22 protein-coding genes are annotated in these 20,871 nt (G+C 73.9%); 12 read left to right on the top strand and 10 right to left on the bottom strand.

Translation table 11 applies throughout. The annotated features are described in order from the left end of the window. Positions 1–437 precede the first annotated feature (437 nt). Both K1Y72_RS19395 and K1Y72_RS19400 read left to right on the top strand, forming a co-directional pair. Positions 438–1,103 carry a ComF family protein gene (locus K1Y72_RS19395; RefSeq protein ID WP_220167796.1) on the top strand — a complete coding sequence of 222 codons (666 nt, stop codon included), beginning with the start codon at positions 438–440 and terminating at the stop codon, positions 1,101–1,103. Between the two features lie 636 nt (positions 1,104–1,739). Then, on the top strand, positions 1,740–2,912 hold the full coding sequence (locus K1Y72_RS19400; RefSeq protein ID WP_220167797.1) for an FAD-dependent oxidoreductase: 1,173 nt from the start codon (positions 1,740–1,742) through the stop codon (positions 2,910–2,912). 180 nt (positions 2,913–3,092) lie between these two features. On the opposite strand, the gene K1Y72_RS19405 is transcribed toward K1Y72_RS19400, so the two are convergent. Further along, positions 3,093–3,743 (bottom strand): TetR/AcrR family transcriptional regulator, encoded by a 651-nt coding sequence (locus K1Y72_RS19405; protein WP_220167798.1) that lies wholly within the window; start codon positions 3,741–3,743, stop codon positions 3,093–3,095. An 83-nt stretch (positions 3,744–3,826) separates the two neighbouring features. Here K1Y72_RS19405 and K1Y72_RS19410 point away from each other — a divergent pair, with 83 nt between their 5' ends. Then, the gene (locus K1Y72_RS19410; protein WP_220167799.1) at positions 3,827–4,600 is read left to right on the top strand and encodes an SDR family oxidoreductase; all 774 of its coding nucleotides are present in this window, start codon (positions 3,827–3,829) and stop codon (positions 4,598–4,600) included. 180 nt (positions 4,601–4,780) lie between these two features. Here the strand turns inward: K1Y72_RS19410 and K1Y72_RS19415 are convergent, their stop codons facing one another. Further along, positions 4,781–5,083: a hypothetical protein gene (locus K1Y72_RS19415; protein WP_220167800.1), complete on the bottom strand. Its 303-nt coding sequence runs from the start codon at positions 5,081–5,083 to the stop codon at positions 4,781–4,783. Further along, positions 5,080–5,529, bottom strand: coding sequence for an ATP-binding protein (locus tag K1Y72_RS19420; protein WP_308287145.1), 450 nt, complete (start codon positions 5,527–5,529; stop codon positions 5,080–5,082). The genes K1Y72_RS19415 and K1Y72_RS19420 overlap by 4 nt, the downstream gene beginning before the upstream one ends. A gap of 165 nt (positions 5,530–5,694) precedes the next feature. On the opposite strand from K1Y72_RS19420, the gene K1Y72_RS19425 reads away from it, so the two are divergent. From K1Y72_RS19425 to K1Y72_RS19435, 3 genes are all read left to right on the top strand, one after another. Beyond that, positions 5,695–6,492 (top strand): helix-turn-helix domain-containing protein, encoded by a 798-nt coding sequence (locus K1Y72_RS19425; RefSeq protein WP_220167802.1) that lies wholly within the window; start codon positions 5,695–5,697, stop codon positions 6,490–6,492. Then, the gene (locus K1Y72_RS19430) at positions 6,483–6,668 is read left to right on the top strand and encodes a DUF397 domain-containing protein (RefSeq protein WP_220167803.1); all 186 of its coding nucleotides are present in this window, start codon (positions 6,483–6,485) and stop codon (positions 6,666–6,668) included. Before K1Y72_RS19425 ends, K1Y72_RS19430 begins: the two co-directional genes overlap by 10 nt. Before the next feature lie 199 nt (positions 6,669–6,867). Then, a complete protein-coding gene (locus tag K1Y72_RS19435; protein WP_220167970.1) occupies positions 6,868–7,053 on the top strand; it encodes a DUF397 domain-containing protein in 186 nt (61 codons plus the stop codon). A gap of 67 nt (positions 7,054–7,120) precedes the next feature. On the opposite strand, the gene K1Y72_RS19440 is transcribed toward K1Y72_RS19435, so the two are convergent. Next, the gene (locus tag K1Y72_RS19440; protein ID WP_220167804.1) at positions 7,121–7,762 is read right to left on the bottom strand and encodes a hypothetical protein; all 642 of its coding nucleotides are present in this window, start codon (positions 7,760–7,762) and stop codon (positions 7,121–7,123) included. Between the two features lie 94 nt (positions 7,763–7,856). Then, positions 7,857–8,456, bottom strand: a complete 600-nt coding sequence (locus tag K1Y72_RS19445; protein ID WP_220167805.1) for a TetR/AcrR family transcriptional regulator — start codon at positions 8,454–8,456, stop codon at positions 7,857–7,859. A gap of 77 nt (positions 8,457–8,533) precedes the next feature. Between K1Y72_RS19445 and K1Y72_RS19450 the strand changes: the two genes are divergently transcribed. Then, positions 8,534–9,373, top strand: coding sequence for an SDR family oxidoreductase (locus tag K1Y72_RS19450; RefSeq protein ID WP_220167806.1), 840 nt, complete (start codon positions 8,534–8,536; stop codon positions 9,371–9,373). 110 nt (positions 9,374–9,483) lie between these two features. Here the strand turns inward: K1Y72_RS19450 and K1Y72_RS19455 are convergent, their stop codons facing one another. From K1Y72_RS19455 to mtrA, 4 genes are read right to left on the bottom strand one after another with little or no spacing between them, the layout of a single operon-like run. Beyond that, complete coding sequence (locus K1Y72_RS19455) at positions 9,484–10,113, bottom strand: LysE family translocator (protein ID WP_220167807.1); 630 nt, start codon at positions 10,111–10,113, stop codon at positions 9,484–9,486. A 56-nt stretch (positions 10,114–10,169) separates the two neighbouring features. Continuing rightward, a complete protein-coding gene (locus K1Y72_RS19460) occupies positions 10,170–11,954 on the bottom strand; it encodes an LpqB family beta-propeller domain-containing protein (RefSeq protein ID WP_220167808.1) in 1,785 nt (594 codons plus the stop codon). Continuing rightward, on the bottom strand, positions 11,951–13,558 hold the full coding sequence (gene mtrB / locus K1Y72_RS19465) for an MtrAB system histidine kinase MtrB (RefSeq protein ID WP_220167809.1): 1,608 nt from the start codon (positions 13,556–13,558) through the stop codon (positions 11,951–11,953). The genes K1Y72_RS19460 and mtrB overlap by 4 nt, the downstream gene beginning before the upstream one ends. A gap of 16 nt (positions 13,559–13,574) precedes the next feature. Beyond that, positions 13,575–14,252 carry an MtrAB system response regulator MtrA gene (gene mtrA / locus K1Y72_RS19470; protein WP_220167810.1) on the bottom strand — a complete coding sequence of 226 codons (678 nt, stop codon included), beginning with the start codon at positions 14,250–14,252 and terminating at the stop codon, positions 13,575–13,577. A gap of 371 nt (positions 14,253–14,623) precedes the next feature. Between mtrA and K1Y72_RS19475 the strand changes: the two genes are divergently transcribed. Genes K1Y72_RS19475 through K1Y72_RS19495 form a run of 5 tightly spaced genes read left to right on the top strand, consistent with a single transcriptional unit; the run spans position 14,624 to position 19,812 of the window. Beyond that, complete coding sequence (locus K1Y72_RS19475; RefSeq protein WP_220167811.1) at positions 14,624–15,646, top strand: hypothetical protein; 1,023 nt, start codon at positions 14,624–14,626, stop codon at positions 15,644–15,646. Then, positions 15,643–16,332 carry a DUF4129 domain-containing protein gene (locus K1Y72_RS19480; protein ID WP_220167812.1) on the top strand — a complete coding sequence of 230 codons (690 nt, stop codon included), beginning with the start codon at positions 15,643–15,645 and terminating at the stop codon, positions 16,330–16,332. Before K1Y72_RS19475 ends, K1Y72_RS19480 begins: the two co-directional genes overlap by 4 nt. Further along, entirely contained in the window at positions 16,326–17,507 is a 1,182-nt protein-coding gene (locus K1Y72_RS19485; protein WP_220167813.1) for a DUF4350 domain-containing protein, read from the top strand. The genes K1Y72_RS19480 and K1Y72_RS19485 overlap by 7 nt, the downstream gene beginning before the upstream one ends. Further along, positions 17,504–18,520, top strand: a complete 1,017-nt coding sequence (locus tag K1Y72_RS19490) for an AAA family ATPase (protein WP_220167814.1) — start codon at positions 17,504–17,506, stop codon at positions 18,518–18,520. Before K1Y72_RS19485 ends, K1Y72_RS19490 begins: the two co-directional genes overlap by 4 nt. Then, positions 18,520–19,812 (top strand): DUF58 domain-containing protein, encoded by a 1,293-nt coding sequence (locus K1Y72_RS19495; protein WP_220167815.1) that lies wholly within the window; start codon positions 18,520–18,522, stop codon positions 19,810–19,812. The genes K1Y72_RS19490 and K1Y72_RS19495 overlap by 1 nt, the downstream gene beginning before the upstream one ends. An 8-nt stretch (positions 19,813–19,820) precedes the next feature. On the opposite strand, the gene K1Y72_RS19500 is transcribed toward K1Y72_RS19495, so the two are convergent. After that, positions 19,821–20,837, bottom strand: coding sequence for an AraC family transcriptional regulator (locus K1Y72_RS19500; protein WP_220167816.1), 1,017 nt, complete (start codon positions 20,835–20,837; stop codon positions 19,821–19,823). Positions 20,838–20,871: the final 34 nt, after the last annotated feature.

Genomic DNA, 20,871 nt, shown 5'->3' on the forward strand with positions numbered 1-20,871 from the left:
ACCGGCGCATGGCCTGCGAAACCACCGGTAACCACGCACCGCCGAACAACTTCGACAGCACGCCATCACGGTAGGTAATCCCCCGCCTCGACCGGAAGCGTGAAGAAAGTCACTCTCCCCCTCAAGTAACCGCACTCTCACCCCTGAGCCCGCCCGATCCCGAACCAGACGGTGCCGAGCCCTGAGCCGATCCGCACCGAAGCAAGGCCGAACCCTGAGCCTTGAGCCGAACCGGAGCAAGGCCGAGCCCTGAGCCGATCAGAACGGGACCAAGGCCGAGCCGATCAGAACTGGACCAGACCGGAGCCGAGGCCGGGGACAGGATGGAGGCAGGCCAGAAACAGGACTACACCTGGCCTGAGCTGGGCCGCGTCGAAGTTATCCACAATCCCGCGCCCCTCTTCCCGCCCCGCACCTCCGCCGCGCACCCTTGCTTCATGAGCTTCTTCACCGACCTCCTCGACCTCCTCCTCCCGACCACCTGCGCCGGCTGCTCCCGGTCCCCCGGCCTGCTCTGCCCCCGCTGCACCCGCCACCTGGCCCGCCCGCCCCACCGCGTCCCGCACCTCCGAGACCTCCCGCCCTGCTGGACGGCCGCCCCCTACGAAGGCCCGCCCAAAGCCGCCATCACCGCCCACAAGGAACGCGGCCTCACCGCCCTCGCCGTCCCCCTCGGCCAAGCCCTCGCCGCCTCCCTGGAGGCCGCCCTCCTCGCCTCCCCCTCCCCCCCCGTCCCCGCCGTCGTCGTCCCCGCCCCCTCCACCCGCGCCGCGACGCGCCACCGCGGCCACGACCCCACCCGCCGCCTCACCGAGACCGCCGTCCGCGAGCTCCGCTGCCGCGGCCACCCCGTCACCGGCCTGGCCGCCCTCCACCACCGCCGCACCGTCGCCGACCAGTCCGGCCTCACCCGCGCCGCCCGCGCCCGCAACCTCGCCCGCGCCCTGGAGGCCCACCCCTCCGTCCAGGGCGCCCGCGTCCTCCTGACCGACGACGTGGTCACCACGGGGGCCACTCTCACCGAAGCCACCCGCGCCCTCACCGAAGCCGGCGCCCACGTCCTCGCCACCGCCACCGTCGCCGCCACCCCCCTCCGCCACTAGGAGTCCACCCACGACACCCCCACACCCCTGCACCACGACGCTCCGCCACGACCCTGCGCAGCACCTTCCGCTCCAACCCGCGCCGCCCACCCGACGATCACCCTCAGAGGAGCCCGCTCACGACACCACCCAAGACGCTGCGCCACGACCCTGCGCAGCCCCCTCCGCTCCAACCCGCGCCACCCACCCTTATTGGAGGCGTACACCCCTCACCACCGCTGGAGGCATACACCCCGATCACCGCCGTTGGAGGCGCGCACTTCACTCATCAAGCCGGAACCCAAACACAGCCCAAGACACGGCCCAGGCACAGCCCAAGCACGGCCCAAGCCACAGCCCAGGGCGCGGCGCAGACACGGCCCGGGCACGGCCCAAGACACAGCCCAGGCACGGCCCGGTGCGCGGCCCGGTGCGCGGCGCAGACACGGCCCCAAACACGACCCAAGGCACGACCCAAGTACCGCTCAAGACACAGCCCCCAACACCGCTCAGGACATCGCTCAGGACATCGCTCAAGACACAACGCCGAGGCGCTGCGCAGCCCCACGCGCAGTCCCCATCGCGTCTGGCAGGGTGACCTGGAACGGCCCGGACGATCCATGGACTCGGGCTCGGGCTCGCGGGAGGAAGAGCGCGATGGGCTCCTACATCGTCGTCGGGGCGGGGCTGACCGGGGCGGCAACGGCCTGGCGGTTGGCTCGCGGGGGCCATGAGGTAACGGTGCTGGAGCGCTCCACGCCGGCCAACGCCCAAGGGAGCTCGCACGGCTCCGCACGGATCTTCCGTTACGGCTATGCGGACCCGTTCTACGTCCGGCTGGCCGTCGAGGCCCGGCAGGCCTGGGAGGAATTGGAGCGCGCCTCCGGCGAGCGGCTCTTCACACCGACCGGCGCGCTCAACTTCGGCGAGCGCGGGGATCCGGCGGCGCAGGCGGCGGTGTTCGACGAGGTCGGCGTCGAGCACGAGCTGCTCAGCGCCGCCGCCGCAGCCGCGCGCTGGCCGCAGTTCGATTTCGACAGTGGGGTGCTGTGGCATCCCGGCGGCGGTGTCGTCGACGCCGAGACGACGGTAGCGGCGATGCTGCGGCTGGCCGAGGACGGGGGCGCCCGGGTGGAAACGGGTTGGCCGGTGGCGCGGGTCGAGCGAGCAGGCGCCGGATACCGGGCGGTGAGCGCGGACGGGCGCACTGAGGAGGCCGGGAGAGTCGTGATCGCCGCCGGCGGCTGGCTCCCCGACCTGCTGGAACACCTCGGTCTGCCGGCGGCGTTCCTGTCCGCGTTCCCACCCGTGCAGGTGATGCAGGAGAACGTCTTCCACTTCCCCTACCGAGACGTCACGGAAGGAGCCTGGCCAACGTTCATCCACCATGAGGCCGACATGCTGGTCTACGGGCTGCCCGGCGGCCGGGACGCGGCACTCCCCGACGGCCCGAACGGGCTGAAGGGTGGCCGGAGCGGACTGAAGATCGCCCAGTACAACGGTGGTAGGCCGATCCCGAGCGCGTCCGCGCGAACAGGCGAGATCGACCCGGACCACCGGGAGCGCATCGTGGCGTACGTCCAGCGATTCCTTCCCGGTCTCGTGCCCGAGCCCTACGCCGAGACGACATGCCTGTTCACCAACACCCCCACGGAGGACTTCGTGATCGACGGCGTCGGTGGCATCACGGTCGCCTCGCCCTGCTCGGGCCACGGCGCCAAGTTCGCCCCGCTGCTGGGACGGATCATCGCCGAGGCCGCGTCAGGGGAGCGCCCGGCCCCCGCGCCCTTCCGAATCACCGCCCCTGCCCCGACTCAGTCTCCGACCTGACGGCCCGAACTCCGCAAGACCGATCGCTGGAGTTCAGCGCCAAGCCATTCCGCTGCGACCAGGCGAAGAAACGCCTGGTCGGCGGGGCCGGCCGATGGTGAGGGCGCCAGGCCGAAGATCAGGTGACACCCCGGTCCAGCGCGGAGTCCATCGCGCGGAGGTCGGCGTTCGCTGCTGGGCTCAGCCGGTCGCCAGGGTCGAGTCCTCGCTGCTCCCGGTGTCGGGGGCGGGCCATGCCTTCATGGCCAGCTCGGCCGTGCTCGTGAGCTCGGCGGCGGTGGCGCCGTCGCGGGCGCGTTGGGACATGCCCTGCACGACGGCGGCGAAGTAGGCGGCCAGCGAGCGCGGATCCGTGTCCGCGGGCAGCTCGCCGTCTTCGCGCGCCTTCCGCAGGCGGGCCTCCATGGCGGCCAAGCCCTCGGTGCGCAGGTCGCGCAGGAACGCCTCGATCGCAGCGTCCTGCGGGGTGACGTTGGTGGCCGCACTGATGGTCAGGCACCCGGCCGGGTGGGAGGGATCGGAGTACACGACCGCGGCTTCGCGCAGGATGCGGGCGACCGCCCCGCGAGCGGTGCGCTCCTCCCGCAGGGCGACGCCGATGAACCCGCCGGCCGAGGAACGGCCGTAGTTCTGCACGACCTCGCGGAACAGGGACTCCTTGTCCCCGAAGGCCGCGTACAGACTGCCCGGCCGGATGCCCATCGCCCCCGTCAGCTCGCCGATGGAGGTCGCGCCGTAGCCGTGCGCCCAGAACAGCCGAGTGGCGGCCTCCAGTGCCGCCGCCCGGTCGAACCCGCGCGGCCGCCCTCGCTTCGTCCCCGTCTCGCCCACGCCGTCATTGTAGAACGTTCCCTCAAGAATGCTGCTACCGTATTTCTTGGTCGGTCACTCAATAAATCAGGGATGGTACGGACATGGCAGCAGGAGCACTTGAGGGCAAGGTCGCGCTGGTCACCGGCGGCAGCCGGGGCATCGGCCGGGCCATCGCGCAGCGGCTGGGCCGGGACGGCGCCATCGTCGCGGTCGCCTACGCCCGCGAGGAGTCGGCGGCGGGCGAGGTCGTAGCGGACATCGCCGAGAACGGGGGCCGCGCCTTCGCGCTGCGGGCGGAGCTGGGCCGGCACGGCGACGCCCGCCGCCTCTGGGCCGCCTTCGACGCGCGCATCGGCGAGTACACCGGGGAGCCGGTGGTGGACATCATCGTCAACAACGCCGGCATCGGCCGCAGCGCGGCCCTGGCCGAGCTGACCGAGGAGGACTTCGACGAGGTCTTCGCCGTGAACGTGCGCGCGCCGTTCTTCATCGTCCGCGAGGGGCTCGGCCGGTTGCGCGACGGCGGGCGGATCATCAACATCTCCAGCGGCGCCGCCCGCCTCGCCATGCCGGAGATCATCGCCTACGGCGCCACCAAGGGCGCCCTGGACACCTTCACCCTCAACCTCGCGAAGGAGCTGGGGCCGCGCGGCATCACGGCCAACTCGGTGGCCCCCGGCATCGTCGACACCGACGTCAACGCGGGCTGGCTGCGCGACGACCCGGCCGCCCAGGCCCACGCCGCCTCCCTCGCCGCCCTGGGCCGCGTCGGCCGCCCGGAGGACATCGCCGACATCGTGGCCTTCCTCGCCTCCGACGACGCGCGCTGGGTGACCGGTCGCGTCATCGACGCCACCGGCGGCGCCGGTCTCTGACCTCTTCGGCTCAGCGGCACCGAACGCAGGCGAGTCGCCGCCCTCCCGAAGTCGCGCTGCGGCACGTCGGCCGCCTCGGTTCTCCAAGGAGGCCAACGCGCCGCGCGCCGAAGCGCGCGGTGGGGCGGACACGGCGGCGGGGCGTTCGCGGTCCGGCTGTCGCTACCGGAAGGCTTCCCGTCAGGGGCGCGGGTCCGCCCCGCGCGTCTGGCGGCGCCACTGCCCGCAGACCCCGAGCCCTTCGTGGATAAGACTCTCAAGACCGTCCGCGATCGTGGTCAGCGCCACCGCCTGGCCCTTACAGAACGCGGCATCGACATGCCGACCGTTCTTGTCGTGCCGCGCCGTGAGCTTGCCCATCTCCTCGGCGAGGTAACGCTGGTTCTCGATCTCGTCGAGCACCGCACGAAGCGTGCGGCGGACGGACTTCGACCGGAAGACCAGCAGATACACGGGATGGAACCGGCGCTCGCGCCCCGTCACGCCGGGCACTCCTCGTCCGCGCGCTCGGCGTGGAGCACCGCCCATACGGCCTTGCCGCCAGAGGCGAGCGGGATGCAGCCCCACATGGGCGTCATCGCCTCGACCATCATCAGCCCGCGGCCGCTGGTGCTCTCGGCGTTGGGGGAACGGACCTCGGGCTTGATCTCGCTGCGGTCCCACACCTCCAGCACCGGCCCGGCATCGGAGACGAACAGCCGGACGATGATCCCTTCGCCGGGCATCGCCGCGTGCCGGTAGGCGTTGGTGACCAGCTCGGTGGCCACGGTCTCGGCGAGGTCGATGGACGTCTGGTCGAGCCCGTGGTCGTAGAACCAGCGCCCCACGAAATCACGCGCGCTTTTGATCGATTCGGGGGTCGCCGCGATCATGAGAGAGGTAACGCCGTTCGCGGCCCCCGGCGGCTTGTCGCCTGAATTTCGGATCATGGCTGATGACCTCCGCACTGTGGTGGGTGTACGCCACTAAGGTCACGCGTTCGCTACTCCCCGTGTTGCGAGCACCGCCCATCGGCGGAAACAGGCAGCGTTCATTCGGCGACTGATTGTGTCCAGTCGCTATGCGCTCGCAGCTACTTGGGAGATGATTGGAGCATGGTGCGACGAGCCCGCAAGTCCCAGCTCGCGAATCCCGCGCTGGTCGCCTTCGGCAACCAGGTCCGCTTCTACCGGGAGCGCCTGGGGCTCAGCCAGGAACGCCTGGGCGAGCGGTTCCCGGTGAGCGGCTCCTACATCGGGCTGGTCGAGGGCGGCAAGACGCGCTGCACTGAGGAGTTCGCCGAGCATCTGGACGGACACCTCGAAGCGCACGGCGCCCTCCTCCGGCTCTGGAACGATCTCGTCAAGGACGCCCCCTACCCGACGTGGTTCGACTGGCCTGTCATTGAAGCCGAAGCGGTCGAGCTGGTCGCATGGGAGATCTCCGTGGTGTATGGGCTGCTCCAGACACCGGAATACGCCGCCGCCCTGCTCGGCGACAACGCGAAGGTGGAGGGCCGCCTCTCCCGGCAGACCATCCTCACCCGCCCGGATCCCGCTCCCCCGACGCTGGCCGTCCTCATGGACGAGAGCGTCCTTCGCCGTGATATCGGCGGCGCGAAGGTGATGAGCGAGCAGTTGCAGCACTTGATCGACGTTTCGAGCCGCGGCCTGACGGTGCAGGTCGTGCCGCACGGGCTGCACGACGGCCTGTCCGGCTCCTGCGTGCTCGCGACGATGGACGATCGCAGCCAGATCGCGTACGTCGACACCGCCGTCCGGGGTTTGACCATGAGCGGCAAGGAGGAGATCGGTACTCTCTCGCAGGCGCTCACCTCCTTGCGGGCGAACGCCTATTCAGTGAGGGAAACCCAAGAGATCATCCGTAAGGTGGTACACGAGAAATGGACCTGAGCCGCGCGACATGGCGGAAAGCCAGTCGCAGCACCAACAACGGCGGCAACTGCGTCGAACTGGCCGCCGTTCCCGGCAGCGTCGCCGTACGCGACAGCAAGAACCCCCACGGTGGTGAGCTCCTGCTCGACCACGCCGACTTCCGTCGCTTCGTCGGCGTGATCAAGGATCTGTAGCTCTCCGCGGTCCCCTCGTCCCACATCGCGCGGGGGCGAGGGGACGTTCTCTCGTCAAGCTTTCGCAACCGAAAGTATGACCGCTTGGGGAGGGACGGCCACCGATCGGGTCCGCGTTCGTCAGGTCTTCCCGAGGGCATGTGGCCTTGTGTATTTCGGGTACGTATGCAAGGCAGCCATCCCGGAAGGTGGGCGAATGATGGATCTGAGCAAAGCCGCATGGCGCAAGTCTTCGCACAGCGCCGAGAATCAGGGCGACTGCATCGAACTGGCCGCCGTTCCCGGGAGTGTCGCTGTTCGCGACAGTAAGGACCCCCACGGTGGTGGGCTTCTGGTCGGACGGGCCGGCTTTCGTCGGTTCGCGGGTGTCGTCAAGGGGTTGTAGCCAACGCGGAACGTCCCTCGTTCCGCATAGTGCGAGGCGAGGGGCGTTCCGTTGGTGGGCTGCCTCGTCAGGTCGTGGGTGGCTTGGGATGGCGGAGGAGGGCGAGGGAGGTGCCGAGGAGCCACCAGCTGAAGATCGCGCCCATGAGGGCGGTCGTGCCCCAGCCGTTGGCGGCGTAGAAGTGGGCCGGGGTGCTGCCGAAGAACAGTGACGGCAGGAAGGCCAGGTTCAGCAGGGCCAGGGCGCAGGTCAGCAGGCCCGCCCAGTGCGGCAGGATCGACGTGCGCAGGATGGCGAGGCCGACCGATCCCAGGAACATCGCCATGAGCATCCGGCCGATGGCGCCGTAGAGGATGTAGGTCCCGGTGACGGTGATGGTCGGGTCGATCGGGTGGTCGGAGGCGATGACCGCGCCGGCCTCCAGGCCGGACGAGACGAGGGTGACGACGGCGTAGGCCGGGCCGGCGGTCCCGGCGAAGCGGCCGATCCAGGCGTGGCGCGGGTCGGCCTGGCCGACCAGCTCCCGGAACGACAGCGCGAACGCGAGGACGCAGCCGAGGGCCAGGACCCCGATGAGCAGCCGGCTCAGGACGTTCGAGGCGGGCGGCGCGCCCGAGTAGACGAAGTAGAGCGGGACTTCCAGGAGCAGCGCCACGGCGGCGGCGAGCCCGGTGGTCCCGGTGAGGCGGCGGGCGAGGAGGAGGTTCATCGCGTCTCCCATCGAGGTGTGCGGGGGAACGCTTTGAAGTCTTCGCCTCGCGGGCGGTCCGGGCAGTGGGGCCAGGCTGCCGGCCGGCGTGGGGCTAGGCCCCGGGTGGGGTGGGTCGGGCCAGGGTGTCGATCCAGGACTGGAGGCGGCGGCCCTCGGTCTCCAGGAGGGCCGGGTCGCGGAAGGTGTTGGTGAGCAGGGAGGCGCCCTGGTAGGCGGAGAGGAGGGCGACGGCGAGGTCGCGGGCGTCGTCCGGGCGGCCCAGGGCGCGGAACTGGGACTCCAGCCAGTCGAGGAGGGGGCGCATGGTGTCGGCGGCGGCGCGGTCGAGGCCGTCGGTGCGCTTGTCGAGCTCGGAGGCGAGGGTGCCGGTGGGGCAGCCGAAGCGGGCGGCGACGTCGCTCTGGTCGATCCAGCCCTGGACGAGCGCCTTCAGGCGGTCGGCGGGGGCGGGCAGCGCGTCCAGGGCGGCCAGGTGGGCGGCGAGGGCGCCGGCGTGGGAGCCGAGGGCGGCCTCGACGAGCTGGTCCTTGGTCTTGAAGTAGTAGTAGACGTTGCCGAGGGGGACGCCGGCGGCCTCGGCGATGTCGGCCAGGCGGGTCTTCTCCACGCCCTGTTCGTGGAAGGTGCGGACGGCGGCCGCCACGAGGCGGTCGCGCTTGGCGGAGCCGCGCGAAGTTCTTGAGTCAGCCACCTGACTGAGTGTAGACGGCGCGGCGGCGCGTGCCGTAGCGTGAAGTTAGTTAGCCAACTGACTTATGAGGGGTTCTCATGATCGTAGTGACCGGGGCCACCGGGAACGTCGGACGCCGGCTCGTGCGCGCCCTCGCGGACGGCGGCGAGAAGGTGACGGCCGTGTCGCGCGGCGCCGCCGAGCTGCCCGACGGGGTCCGGCACGTGCGGGCCGACCTCGGGGACGCCGCCTCGCTCAAGGGCGCCCTCGACGGCGCGGACGCCCTCTTCCTGCTCATCGCGGGCGAGCAGCTCGTCTCGGGCGAGGCGCCGGAGCGCCTGCTGGAAGTAGCCGAGGGGGCGGGCGTCCGGCGGGTCGTGCTGCTGTCCTCGCAGGCCACCGTGACGCGGCCGGGCCTCGTCTCGCACGCGCGGCTGCGCGCCTTCGAGGACGCCGTCCGCTCCGCGAATGCGGAGGCGACCGTGCTGCGGCCCGGCGGTTTCGCCTCCAACTCCTTCGCCTGGGCGGAGTCCGTCCGGACGCGCCGCCGGGTGGAGGCGCCCTTCGGCGGCGTCGCGCTGCCGCTCGTCGACCCCCACGACATCGCGGACGTCGCGGCGGCCGTGCTGCGCGAGGACGGCCACGCCGGACGCGCGTACACCCTCACCGGACCGGCCGCCGTGACGCCGCGCGAGCAGGTGGCGGCCATCGCCGCCGCGATCGGCGAACCCGTCGCGTTCGCCGAGCTCACGCGGGCGGAGGCGCGGGAGCGGATGGTGGCGTTCATGCCCGCGCCGGTGGCGGACGGCACGCTGGCGATCATCGGGGAGCCGACGGCGGAGGAGCGGGCGGTGAGCCCCGACGTGGCGCGGGTCCTCGGCCGCCCCGCCGCCCCGTTCGCGGACTGGGCCGCCCGCAACGCCGCCGCCTTCGCCTGATCCGCACGGCCGCGACCACCTGGTCATCAGACGTTGAGATGCGGCGTGTTGGGCACTTCGGAGATCGAAAGTGCCCAACACGCCGCATCTCGACGGGGGTGACCGGGGGGTCAGCGGTCGGTGGCCAGGTGGACGCCGAGGGCGACGAAGAGGGTTCCGGTGGCGGTGTCGAGGCGGCGGCGGGCGGTGCGGCGGCGGCGCAGCCAGGCGCCGATGCGGCCGGCGAGGACGCCGACCGCGCCGTCGATCGCGAACTCCAGGGCGATGAGGATCGCGCCGAGGACGGTGAACTGGACCCAGACGCGCCCGAGCGACGGGTCGATGAACTGCGGCAGGAAGGCGATGGTGAAGGTGACCATCTTCGGGTTCAGCAGGTTCGTCAGCAGCCCGCGCAGGTAGGCGTGGCCGCCGCGCACGCCGCCCGCCGGGACGTCGTCCGGGACGTGGTCCTCGCGGTGCCTAAGGAGCTGGACGCCCAGGTACAGCAGGTACGCCGCGCCGGCGGTGCGGAGCACCAGGAAGGCGGTCGGGACCGCGGCGAACAGCGCCGCGAGCCCGGCCGCCGCCAGGGCGACGTGGACGGCCTCGCTGGTGGCGACGCCCGCCGTCGCCAGCAGGCCGGCGCGCGGCCCGCCGCGCATCCCGCAGCCGAGGACGAACATCATGTCGGGCCCGGGGGCGATCATCGCGACGAGGGACGTCGCGGTGAACGCGAGGAGCAGGTGCTGGTCGATCGGCATGGGGCGGACCCTGGCACCGGGCCGGGCCCGACGTCCAGCGCTTTTCCCCCGAGGGCTCAGTACGGGTAGGCGGGGTCGGTGCCGGGGATGGCGCAGACCCATTCGCTGATCTGCTCGCTCGGGCTGCTCTGCCGGCAGACCTGCCGGGTGCCGTTCTGCTCGATGCCGACGAGGACGGACTGCCCCGGCGCGGCGGTGATCGTGGTGGGGTCGCCGAGGGCGCCGACGCCGATGGAGCTGACCGCCGAGCCGCTGACCGGGACGAGGAACGGCAGCACCCGCTGGTCGCCCTGGCGGCGGCCGAGGACGGCGAGCGTCCCGTAGTCGCGCCAGGCCAGGTCGATGGTGGCGGCGAGCTCGGCGCTCACCGGCAGGAACGAGCCGGCCTCGGCCGGGGTGCCGTCGGCGGAGCGGACGATGCGGCCGATCTGGATCTGGGTGGCCCCGTCGACCTTGACGATCGCGGCGGCGCGGACGCCGTCGCGCGCGACCCGGAACGCCGTCACCTCGCGGCCGCTGAGACCCCACTCCTGGACGCGGACGGCGGGCTTGCCGCGCGGCCGCGTCCACAGCCAGGACTTGTCCGCGGACGTCTCCACCGTCCACAGCGTGCCGTCGCGGTCGTAGCCGGGCGCGGTGAAGCGGGTGCCGGCGTGCGCGGTCAGCAGGGTGCGGAGGGCGGTGGCGCCGCCGTTGGTGAGGGCGCCGGTGAGGACGGTGCGGCCGTCGGGGCTGAGGCCGGCGAACTCCTGGGCGTCGCTGGACACCGCGGGCCGGACGAGCCGCCGCGAGACGAGCGCGACCTGCTGCGGCCGGTCGCCGGCGAGCCGGCTGAGCGCCCCGGCGGCGTCGATGACGTAGCCGGTGCGGGTGCTCGGCGCGTCGGGGCCGTCGGGCGCGTTGCCCTGCCAGGCCCGCACCGGCTGGACCTCGCCGGTGGCCTCGGGCGCGACGGTGTCGCCGTCGATCTGCAGCTTCCACTGCTTGATCTCCGAGAGCTGCCGCAGCGTCCAGGCGAGCTGCGCGGACATGCGGTCGACGTCGCCGCGGCGGGCCTGCCCGGACAGGTCGACGGTGGCGGTGTCGTTGTCCAGGGTGAGGCGGCGCAGCCGGGTGCCCTCGGGGAAGTCGTTCTTCACCGCGGTGCCGAGCCAGGAGCTCGGCCCGGCGAGCAGCGCCTGGACGAGCTGGGACGGCAGGTCGCGCCGGTTGACCAGCGGCAGGAAGATGCCGTTCGGGACGAGCGTGGCCCGCTCGGGCGCGAAGTAGTACAGGTTCATGGTGCGGAACGAGCGGTCCACGTCGCTCTTGGTGAGCAGCAGCCCGCCGCGGGCGTCGTCGGGCAGCCCGGAGATCCGCCAGCCGTTCGAGCCGCGGGTGAGCTGGAACTCCTCGGAGATGTCCTCGGGGTCGGCGATGTACTGGCCGTCGGGGCCGATGCGGCCGAGGCGCTTGCCGCGGACCTGCACGGTGGCGGTGGACGCGCCGGTCTGCTCGGCCTGCGGGGCCTGCCAGGCGTCGACGACCGTCACGGCGGGCCGGGCGCCGGGGTTCCAGGCGGTGGACGAGCCGGTCAGGTACTCGCGGGCGACGCGGTGGTCGTCGTCGAAGCTGCCGGACGCGGCGAGGAAGCCCGCGACGAGCTGGTCGGGCTTCCAGTCGGCGCGCGGGTGCGCGGGGATCAGCCGGACGTAGGGGTCGTCGGCCTGCTCGGCCTGGCCGCCGGCGTGGCCGGTGACGACCCGGCCGCCGGAGGGGACGGTGGCGCAGCCCGCGCCGCCGAGGCCGAGCGCGAGCGCGGCGGCGAGGGCGGCGGGGACCCGCTGGGGGCGGCCGCTCATTCGCCCGCCTCCAGCTCGGCGAACAGCGGCCGGCCGCCCGCGCCGGGCGGGACGAGCGGCAGCGGCGAGCCGCGCAGCTCGGCGCCCGCGACGCGCGGCAGCGACAGCCGGAACTGCGAGCCGGCGCCGGGCTCGCCCCACGCCTGGAGCCAGCCGCCGTGCAGCTGGGCGTCCTCGCGGGAGATCGACAGGCCGAGGCCGGTGCCGCCGGTGGTGCGGGCGCGGGCGGGGTCGGCGCGCCAGAACCGGTCGAAGACCATCTGCCCCTCCCCGGCCTTCAGCCCGACGCCGTGGTCGCGGACGGCGACCGCGACGGCGTCCCGGTCGGCGGCGACCGACACCACGATGTCCTCGCCCTCGCCGTGCTCGACGGCGTTGACCAGCAGGTTCCGCATGATCCGTTCGACGCGGCGGCGGTCGACCTCGGCCATGCAGGGCTCGCCGGGGAGCTGGAGCAGCACCTTGGAGCCCTTGCGCTCGGCGAGGTTCTGGATGTCGCCGACGGCGCGCAGCACCAGGTCGCGCATGTCGAGGGACTCGGCGTCCAGGGTCGCGGCGCCGGCGTCGTGGCGGGAGATCTCCAGCAGGTCGGCGAGGAGCGCCTCGAACCGCTCCAGCTGGCTCTGCAGGAGCTCGGCGGAGCGGCCGACGGCGGGGTCGCCGAAGTGCTCGCGGTACTCGTAGAGCATGTCGGCGGCGATGCGGATGGTGGTGAGCGGGGTGCGCAGCTCGTGCGAGACGTCGGAGACGAACTGGCGCTGGAGCTGCGACAGGTCCTCCAGCTCGCCGATCTTCTCCTGGAGGTTGGCGGCCATCTCGTTGAAGGAGCGGGCGAGGCGGGCGAGGTCGTCCTCGCCGCGGACCCGCATCCGCTCCTCCAGCCGGCCGGCGGCGAGCCGCTGCGCGCCCTGCGCGGCGAGCCGGACGGGGATGACGACCTGCCGCGTCACCAGGGAGGCGATCGCGGCGAGCAGCAGCAGCAGGACGACGCCGACGCCCCACAGGGAGCGGCTGACGATCGTCAGGGTGTGCTGGTCCTCGGTCAGCGGGAACAGGTAGTACAGCTCGAACTGGCCGGACTTGCCGCCGACGATCAGGCCGGGCTCGGACGCGCGGCCGTTGTAGGTGAGGCGGCCGAAGGTGTAGGCGGTGGTGTCGGGCGGGGCGTTGCCGAGCTCGTCGCGGAGCCGCTGCGGGATGCTCTCGGCGCGCAGCTCGTTGGAGCTGTAGCCGTCCAGGGACTGGTCGTGGACGTCGCGGATGTACACCTCGTACAGGCCGGACGGGCCGCTCCGCTCCTTCAGCGTGTTGATCACGCTGTTGAGGCGGTCGCCGGTCTCGGGCTGGTCGGCGAGCTGCCCGCGCACCGTCGACAGGCCCTCGTCGAGCTGGAGCTGCGCGGCCTTGACCTTGCCGCTCATCAGCGCGTTCGACATCTGCTGGGTGAGGAAGGCGCCGAGGATCGCCACCACGACCGCCGAGATGCAGAGCGTGGAGGTGACCACCCGCAGCTGGATGGACCGGCGCTGGCGGACGTAGACGGCCCGCAGGAGGCGCCGCGACGAGGCGAGGGCGCGCCGCGCCGACCGCTTCACCGCGTTCATCCGGGACCGCCGGGCATCAGGCGGGGCCGGCCTTATAGCCGACGCCGCGGACCGTCACCACGATCTCGGGCCGCTCCGGGTCCTTCTCGATCTTGGCGCGGAGGCGCTGCACGTGCACGTTGACCAGGCGGGTGTCGGCGGCGTGCCGGTAACCCCAGACCTGCTCCAGCAGCACCTCGCGGGTGAACACCTGCCGGGGCTTGCGGGCCAGCGCGACCAGCAGGTCGAACTCCAGCGGCGTCAGCGGGATGTGCTTGTCGGCGCGCTTCACCGAGTGCCCGGCGACGTCGATGGTGATGTCGCCGATGGTGAGCGTCTCGGGGGCGGGCTCGTCGGTGCGGCGCAGCCGGGCGCGGACGCGGGCGACGAGCTCCTTCGGCTTGAACGGCTTGACGATGTAGTCGTCGGCGCCCGACTCCAGGCCGAGCACGACGTCCACGGTGTCGCTCTTGGCGGTCAGCATGACGATCGGCACGCCGGACTCGGCGCGGATCTGGCGGCACACGTCGATGCCGTCGGCGCCCGGCAGCATCAGGTCGAGCAGCACCAGATCGGGCCGGCTCTCCCGGAACGCCTCCAGCGCCTTGTCGCCGTCGTGCACGAACGACGGCTCGAAGCCCTCGCCCCTCAGCACGATGCCGAGCATCTCGGCGAGCGCGAGGTCGTCGTCGACGACCAGTACACGTCCTCTCATGGCCCTCATCGTCACAGTGTCGGGGTCCGGTGGATATGCGGTGCGGTGTCGCCACCGCCGGCCCTCCGGGGAGGCCCGGCCCCACCTCGCCGGGAAGATATGCCTTGGCGTGCAAGGTTACCTGCGTTTGCCCGGTCCATGACTCCCCCGTAATCGGCCGCGGGGGCGCCTCTGCTAAAGGCGGCCTCTCCTGGACGCGGATTGTAGACAGTGACTCCCGATGGGGACGCCCGGTTGACCCGGTGGCCACACCGGGCGCCAAGTGATCAACTGTGCGGGTTACCGCATTCCGCGCACCCCGCCCATGACAGGATGACCTGACGCGCCCTGCCCCCGGGGGTCCGGCGCACCGGACGCCACGAGGAGCGGGGATGCCGAGACCGGACGGGTGGGACGACGATCCCGCCGCCCTCTTGGGGGGCGACGTCCCGTTCCGGCCGCTGTCCATCGTCGAGCTGCTGGACGCCTCGATCGGCGGGATCCGCCGCGATCCGCGGTTCGTGCTCGGCCTGTCGGCGCTGATCAGCACGGTCGTGCAGGTCGCCGGATCGGTCGCGGCCTACTCCTTCATCGGCCGGGACGCGCGCGGCGACGTGACCCCGGACGTGCTGCTCCGCTCGGTCGGCGGCCAGTTCCTGCTGACGGCGGTCGGCCTCGTCCTGTCGGCGTTCGGCGTCCTGGTGCTGGCGGGGGCGCTCGCGCCGTACTTCGGGCGGGCGCTGCTCGGGCGGCCGCCCGACCGGCGCCTGTCCTGGCGGGCCGCCCGGCGGCGGCCGGGCCCGCTGCTCGCGCTGGCCCTGCTGATCATGGGGATGGTGCTGGCGGCGCTGCTGCTGCCCGCGGCGCCGCTCGTCGCGGCCCTCGCCGTCGAGGCGCACCCCGCGGTGATCGTCGTCGCCGGGCTGATCGGGCTGCCCCTCGGGATCGCCCTGACGGTCTGGCTCTACCCCAAGGTCGTGCTGGCGCCGCCCGCGCTCGTCCTGGAGCGGACGGGGGTCCGCGCGGCGCTCGGCCGGTCCCGCGCGCTCGCCCGCCGGAGCTGGGGCCGGACCTTCTGGACGCTGGCGGTGACCGCGCTGGTCACCGCGTTCATGGGGTTCCTGGCGCTGCGCATCCCGTTCCTGCTCGTCCAGCTGATCTTCTTCCGGAACGCGACCGGCGGCGTCCCGCTGCTGCTCGGCCTCGCCGTGGACACCCTCGGCCGGATCGTGGCCTGGTCGGTGATGCTGCCGTTCGACGCCGGGGTGATCGCGCTGCTCTACCTGGACCAGCGGATGCGCCGCGAGGGCCTCGACCTGGACCTGCGCACCCGGCCCCGGCCCGCGGACGAGGCCCTGGACGCCGGCGGCGACGCGGACCCGTTCGCCGTCCGGACGGCGGGCCGCCCCTCATGATCATCAGCGTCCTCCGCGGCCCCGAGCCCGTCGACCGCGGCACCGCCCGCGAGCTGGCCCGCCGCGAGCTGGAGAAGCCGGTCTACCACCGGGACCGGTCGTCCTGGCTGGAGCGCACCCTGCAGCGGTTCTCCGACTGGCTGCACGAGCTGACCTCCCGCGCCGGGCACCCGACCGCGCAGGGCGGCGGCAGCGGCTGGATCACCTGGCTCGTCATCGCGCTGCTCGCCGTGCTCGCCGTCGCGCTGGTGACCTGGCTGATGTGGGGGCGCCGCAACGTGCGGTCGGCGGCCGGGCCGCTGCTGGAGGACGCCCCGACGAGCGCCCGCGGGCACCGCGAGGAGGCCGCCGCGCACGCCGCCGCCGGCCGCTGGCCCGAGGCGATCCGCGAGCGCCTGCGCGCCGTCGCCCGCGATCTGGAGGAGCGCGCCGTGCTGGACCCGCGGCCCGGCCGCACCGCCGACGAGCTCGCCGCCGAGGCGGGCGCCGCGCTGCCCGCCCTGGCCGGCGAGTTGCGCGCCGGCGTGCTGGTCTTCGACGACGTCTGGTACGGCGACCGGCCCGGCAGCGCCGCCGAGTACGACCGGCTCGTCCGGCTGGACGACGCCGTCCGCGCCACCCGGCCCCGCCCCCTCGGCGAGGACGGGGACGCGGGCACGGGCGAGGCGGAGGCGCTCCGATGGTGACCGGCCTCGCGGCGCCGCCCGAGCCCACCGCCCGCCAGGTCGCCGGCCGCCGCTTCCGCACCGCCCGCGGCGTCGTCCTCGCGCTCGCCGCGCTGATCATCGTCGCGATCGCGCTCGCCGCGCTGAAGCCGACGGCCCGCGAGACCGACCTGGACCCCGCGTCGCCGAGCCCCGGCGGCAGCCGCGCCCTCGCCGAGATCCTCCGGCAGCACGGGACGCCCGTCACGGTGGCGCGGTCCGCGCGGCAGGCCGCCGAGCTGGCCACCTCCGACAGCGTGACGCTCGTCACCCGCGGCGAGCGGCTCACCCCCGCCGGCATCGACCGGCTCCGCGCGGCGCCCGGCGACCTGTTCCTCGTCCAGCCGACGCAGGACATGCTGGCCGCGCTCGCCCCCGGCGTGGACGAGGCCGGGCCGTCCTTCGAGCGGACCGGCGCGCCCGGCTGCGCGGTGCGGGCCGCGATCCTCGCCGGGGACGTGGAGTTCGGCCGGTCGGAGACCTACAACGCGCCCGCGGGCGCCGCGTCCTGCTACGTGTCCGGCGGCCACCCCCGGCTGGTGCAGCTGCCCGTCGGCAGCCGCACCGTCACCGTCCTCGGCGCCGGCGCCCCGCTCGCCAACGACATGCTCGACAGCGCCGGCAACGCCGCGCTCGCCATGGACGTGGCGGGCGCCCGCGCCTCGGTCGTCTGGCTGATCCCCGACCTGCCGCCGCCCGGCGACGACAGCGGGCGGAAGTCCCTCGGCGAGCTGGTGCCGTTCGGCGTCAAGCTGTTCTTCCTGGAGCTGCTCGTCGCCGTCGCGCTGCTGGCGCTCTGGCGGGCCCGGCGGCTCGGACCCGTCGTCGCCGAGGCGCTGCCGGTCGTCGTGCGGTCCGCCGAGACCGCCGAGGGCCGCGCCCGCCTCTACCGGGCGCACCGCGCCCGCGACCGCGCCGCGGACGCGCTCCGCTCGGGCGTCCGCGAGCGCCTCGTCCCGCTGCTCGGGCTGCCGCGCGGCGCCGCGCAGGACCCGGCGGCGGCCACCGAGATCGTCACCGCCGTCGCGCTCCGCACCACCCACGACCAGGCGACCGTCCACGCCGCGCTCTACGGCCCCGCACCGGACGGCGACGCCGCCCTGGTCGCCCTCTCCGACCTCCTCGACGACCTGGAAAGGCAGGTGCGGGAATCGTGAACCACCCCGTCGACCTCGACAAGGACGACGCCCCCCGCGACGACGTCCCCGGCCCGCCGGCGGCCGACGCCGACGCGGCCCGCAAGGCCCTCGCCGCGCTGCGCGCCGAGGTCGCCAAGACCGTCGTCGGCCAGGACCCGGTCGTGACGGGCCTGGTCATCGCGCTGCTCTGCGGCGGCCATGTGCTGCTGGAGGGCGTGCCGGGCACCGCCAAGACGCTGCTGGTCAAGACGCTGTCGCGGGCGCTGGACCTGGACTTCAAGCGGGTCCAGTTCACGCCCGACCTGATGCCCGGCGACGTCACCGGCTCGCTCGTCTACGACAACCGGACCGCCGAGTTCGGCTTCCGGGCCGGGCCGGTCTTCACCCACCTGCTGCTCGCCGACGAGATCAACCGCACCCCGCCGAAGACGCAGGCGTCGCTGCTGGAGGCGATGGAGGAGCGGCAGGTGTCGGTGGACGGCGAGCCCCGCGCGCTGCCCGACCCGTTCCTGGTGTGCGCGACGCAGAACCCCGTCGAGTACGAGGGCACCTACCCGCTGCCCGAGGCGCAGCTCGACCGGTTCCTGGTCAAGCTCGCGGTGCCCGTCCCCGGCCGGGACGAGGAGATCGCGATGCTGCGCCGGCACGCCGCCGGGTTCGACCCGCGCGACCTGTCGGAGGTGCGGCCGGTCGCCGGCGCCGCCGAGCTCGCCGCCGGGCGCGCCGCGGTGCGGACGGTGCACCTGGACGCCAAGGTCGCCGCGTACGTGGTGGACCTCTGCCGCGCCACCCGCCAGTCCCCGTCGCTGCAGCTCGGCGTGTCGCCGCGCGGCGCGACGGCGCTGCTGGCGACGGCGCGGGCGTGGGCGTGGCTGTCGGGCCGCGACTACGTGACGCCCGACGACGTCAAGGCCCTCGCCCGGCCGACGCTGCGGCACCGGATCGGGCTGCGGCCGGAGGCCGAGCTGGAGGGCGCGACCGCCGACGGCGTGCTGGAGGGCATCCTCGCCCACGTCCCGACGCCCCGCTGATGGCGCTCACCGGCCGTCTCGGGCTGCTCGCGCTGCTCGGCTGCGCGCTGCCGATCCTGCTGCCGAGCTGGTGGACGCTGCTCGCGGTGTGGGCGGTGCTCGCGGCGGGCGTCGCCGCGGACCTGGCGCTGGCGGGCAACGTCCGGGCCCTCGTGTTCCACCGCTCCGGCGACACCAGCGTGCGGCTCGGCGAGCCCGCGCGGGTGGCGCTCACCGTCGAGAACCCCGGGCGGCGGCGGGTGCGGGCGCTGCTGCGCGACGTGTGGCCGCCGAGCGCGGGCGCGACGCCGCGCACGGCGCGCATCGACGTCCCGGCGGGCGAGCGGCGCCGCGTCGACGTGGCGCTGGCGCCGACGCGGCGCGGCGACCGGCACGCGGTGACGGTCGCGGTGCGCTCGGCCGGGCCGCTCGGGCTCGCCGCCCGGCAGCTCTCGCGCGAGGCGCCGTGGCGGGTGCGGGTGCTGCCCGCGTTCCCGTCCCGGCGGCACCTGCCGGCCAAGCTGTCGAAGCTGCGCGAGCTCACCGGCAACCACGTCGCGATGGTGCGCGGGCAGGGCACCGAGTTCGACTCGCTGCGCGAGTACGTCGACGGCGACGACGTCCGGTCCATCGACTGGCGGGCGACGGCGCGGCGCGCCGACGTCGTCGTGCGGACCTGGCGGCCCGAGCGCGACCGGCGCCTCTACCTGGTGCTGGACACCGGCCGCACGTCCGCCGGGCGCGTCGGGGACGTCCCCCGGCTGGACTGCTCGATGGACGCGGCGCTGCTGCTCGGCGCGCTCGCCTCGCGGGCCGGCGACCGCGTCGACCTGCTCGCCTACGACCGGCGGGTGCGGGCGCGCGTCGAGGGCGCCTCGCGCACCGACCTGCTGACCGCGATGGTGCAGGCGATGGCGCCGCTGGAACCGGAGCTGGTCGAGTCGGACGCGGCGGGCATGGTGTCGGCGCTGCTGTCGCGGGTCCGGCAGCGGTCGCTGGTGGTGCTGCTGACCGAGCTGAACGAGGCCGCGTTCGAGGAGGGCCTGCTGCCGCTGCTGCCGCAGCTCACCGCCCGCCACATCGTCATGATCGCGTCGGTGGCGGACCCGCGGGTCGCGGAGATGGCGGCGTCCCGCGGCGACCTCGCCGCCGTCTACGACGCCGCCGCGGCCGAGCGGGCCCGCGCCGAGCGCGGCCGCCTGGTCGCCGAGCTGCGCTCCTACGGCGTCGAGGTCGTCGACGCCCCGCCCGACGACCTGGCCCCCGCCCTGGCGGACGCCTACCTCGCCCTCAAGGCCGCCGGCCGCCTCTGACCGGGGGGTCAGGGGGTGCGGGTGCGGCGCCAGGCGCCCGGGGAGGCGCCGTAGCGGCGCTTGAAGGCGCGGCCGAACGCCTCCTCGGACTCGTAGCCGACCCGCCGGGCGATCACCGCGACGGGCCGGTCGGTGGTGGCCAGCAGGTCGTCGGCGAGGTGCAGCCGCCAGTCGGTGAGGTAGCGGATCGGCGAGCGGCCGAGGACCTGCCGGAACCGCTCGTCCAGCGACGACCGCGACACCGCGACGGTCTCGGCGAGCGCCGCGACCGTCCAGCGCCGCGCCGGGTCGGCGTGCAGCGCGGCGAGGGCGGGCGCGAGGACGGGGTCGGCGAGCGCGGCGATCCAGCCCGACCCGATCGTGGGCGCCGACCGCAGGTGCAGCCGCAGCACCTCGACGAGCAGCAGCTCGGGCAGCCGCACCGACGTGGCGTCCGTCGGCGCCTCGGCGGACGTCGTCGCCGCCACCGCGTACTGGACGCTCGCCTGGATCCACTGCGCGGCCGGGCCCTCGGGCGGGCGGACGACGAACACCGGCGGCAGCGCGGCGAGCCCCGGGTCGAACAGCGGGTCGCTGGAGTGCAGGTAGCCGCAGACGATGCCGGCCGCGGCGCCGCCCCCGCCGTGCCGGACCATCGGCAGCGCCGTCCAGGGGCGCGGGTCCATCAGGTCGGTGATGGGGACGGGCTCGGCGTCCGCGGTCCCGCCCATCGTGTGCTGGTCGGCGTAGGGCAGCACGACGACGTCGCCGGACTCGGCCCACAGCCGCTCGCCGCCCTCCAGTGACACCCAGCAGGGGCCGTCCACCACGATGTGGAACAGGATGATGCTGCGGGCGCCGGGGTGCAGCGCCTCCACCAGCCGCTCGGGGTGCGGCGACAGGTAGGACCACGCCTCGGTGAACTCGGCCCGGAAGAAGATCGCCCCGTTGAGGCGCAGCCGGTGCAGCGCGGCATCCAGGGCCTCGTCCAGCGCCGCGTCCGGCGCCGTTGCCAGGACGGTGTCCCGGCCAGGTCGTTCGGTCACACGGTCATGGTGCCCCGGATCGGGCGGCGCCAGT

This window comes from Actinomadura parmotrematis (assembly GCF_019458805.1).
Taxonomy (GTDB): Bacteria; Actinomycetota; Actinomycetes; order Streptosporangiales; family Streptosporangiaceae; genus Spirillospora; species Spirillospora parmotrematis.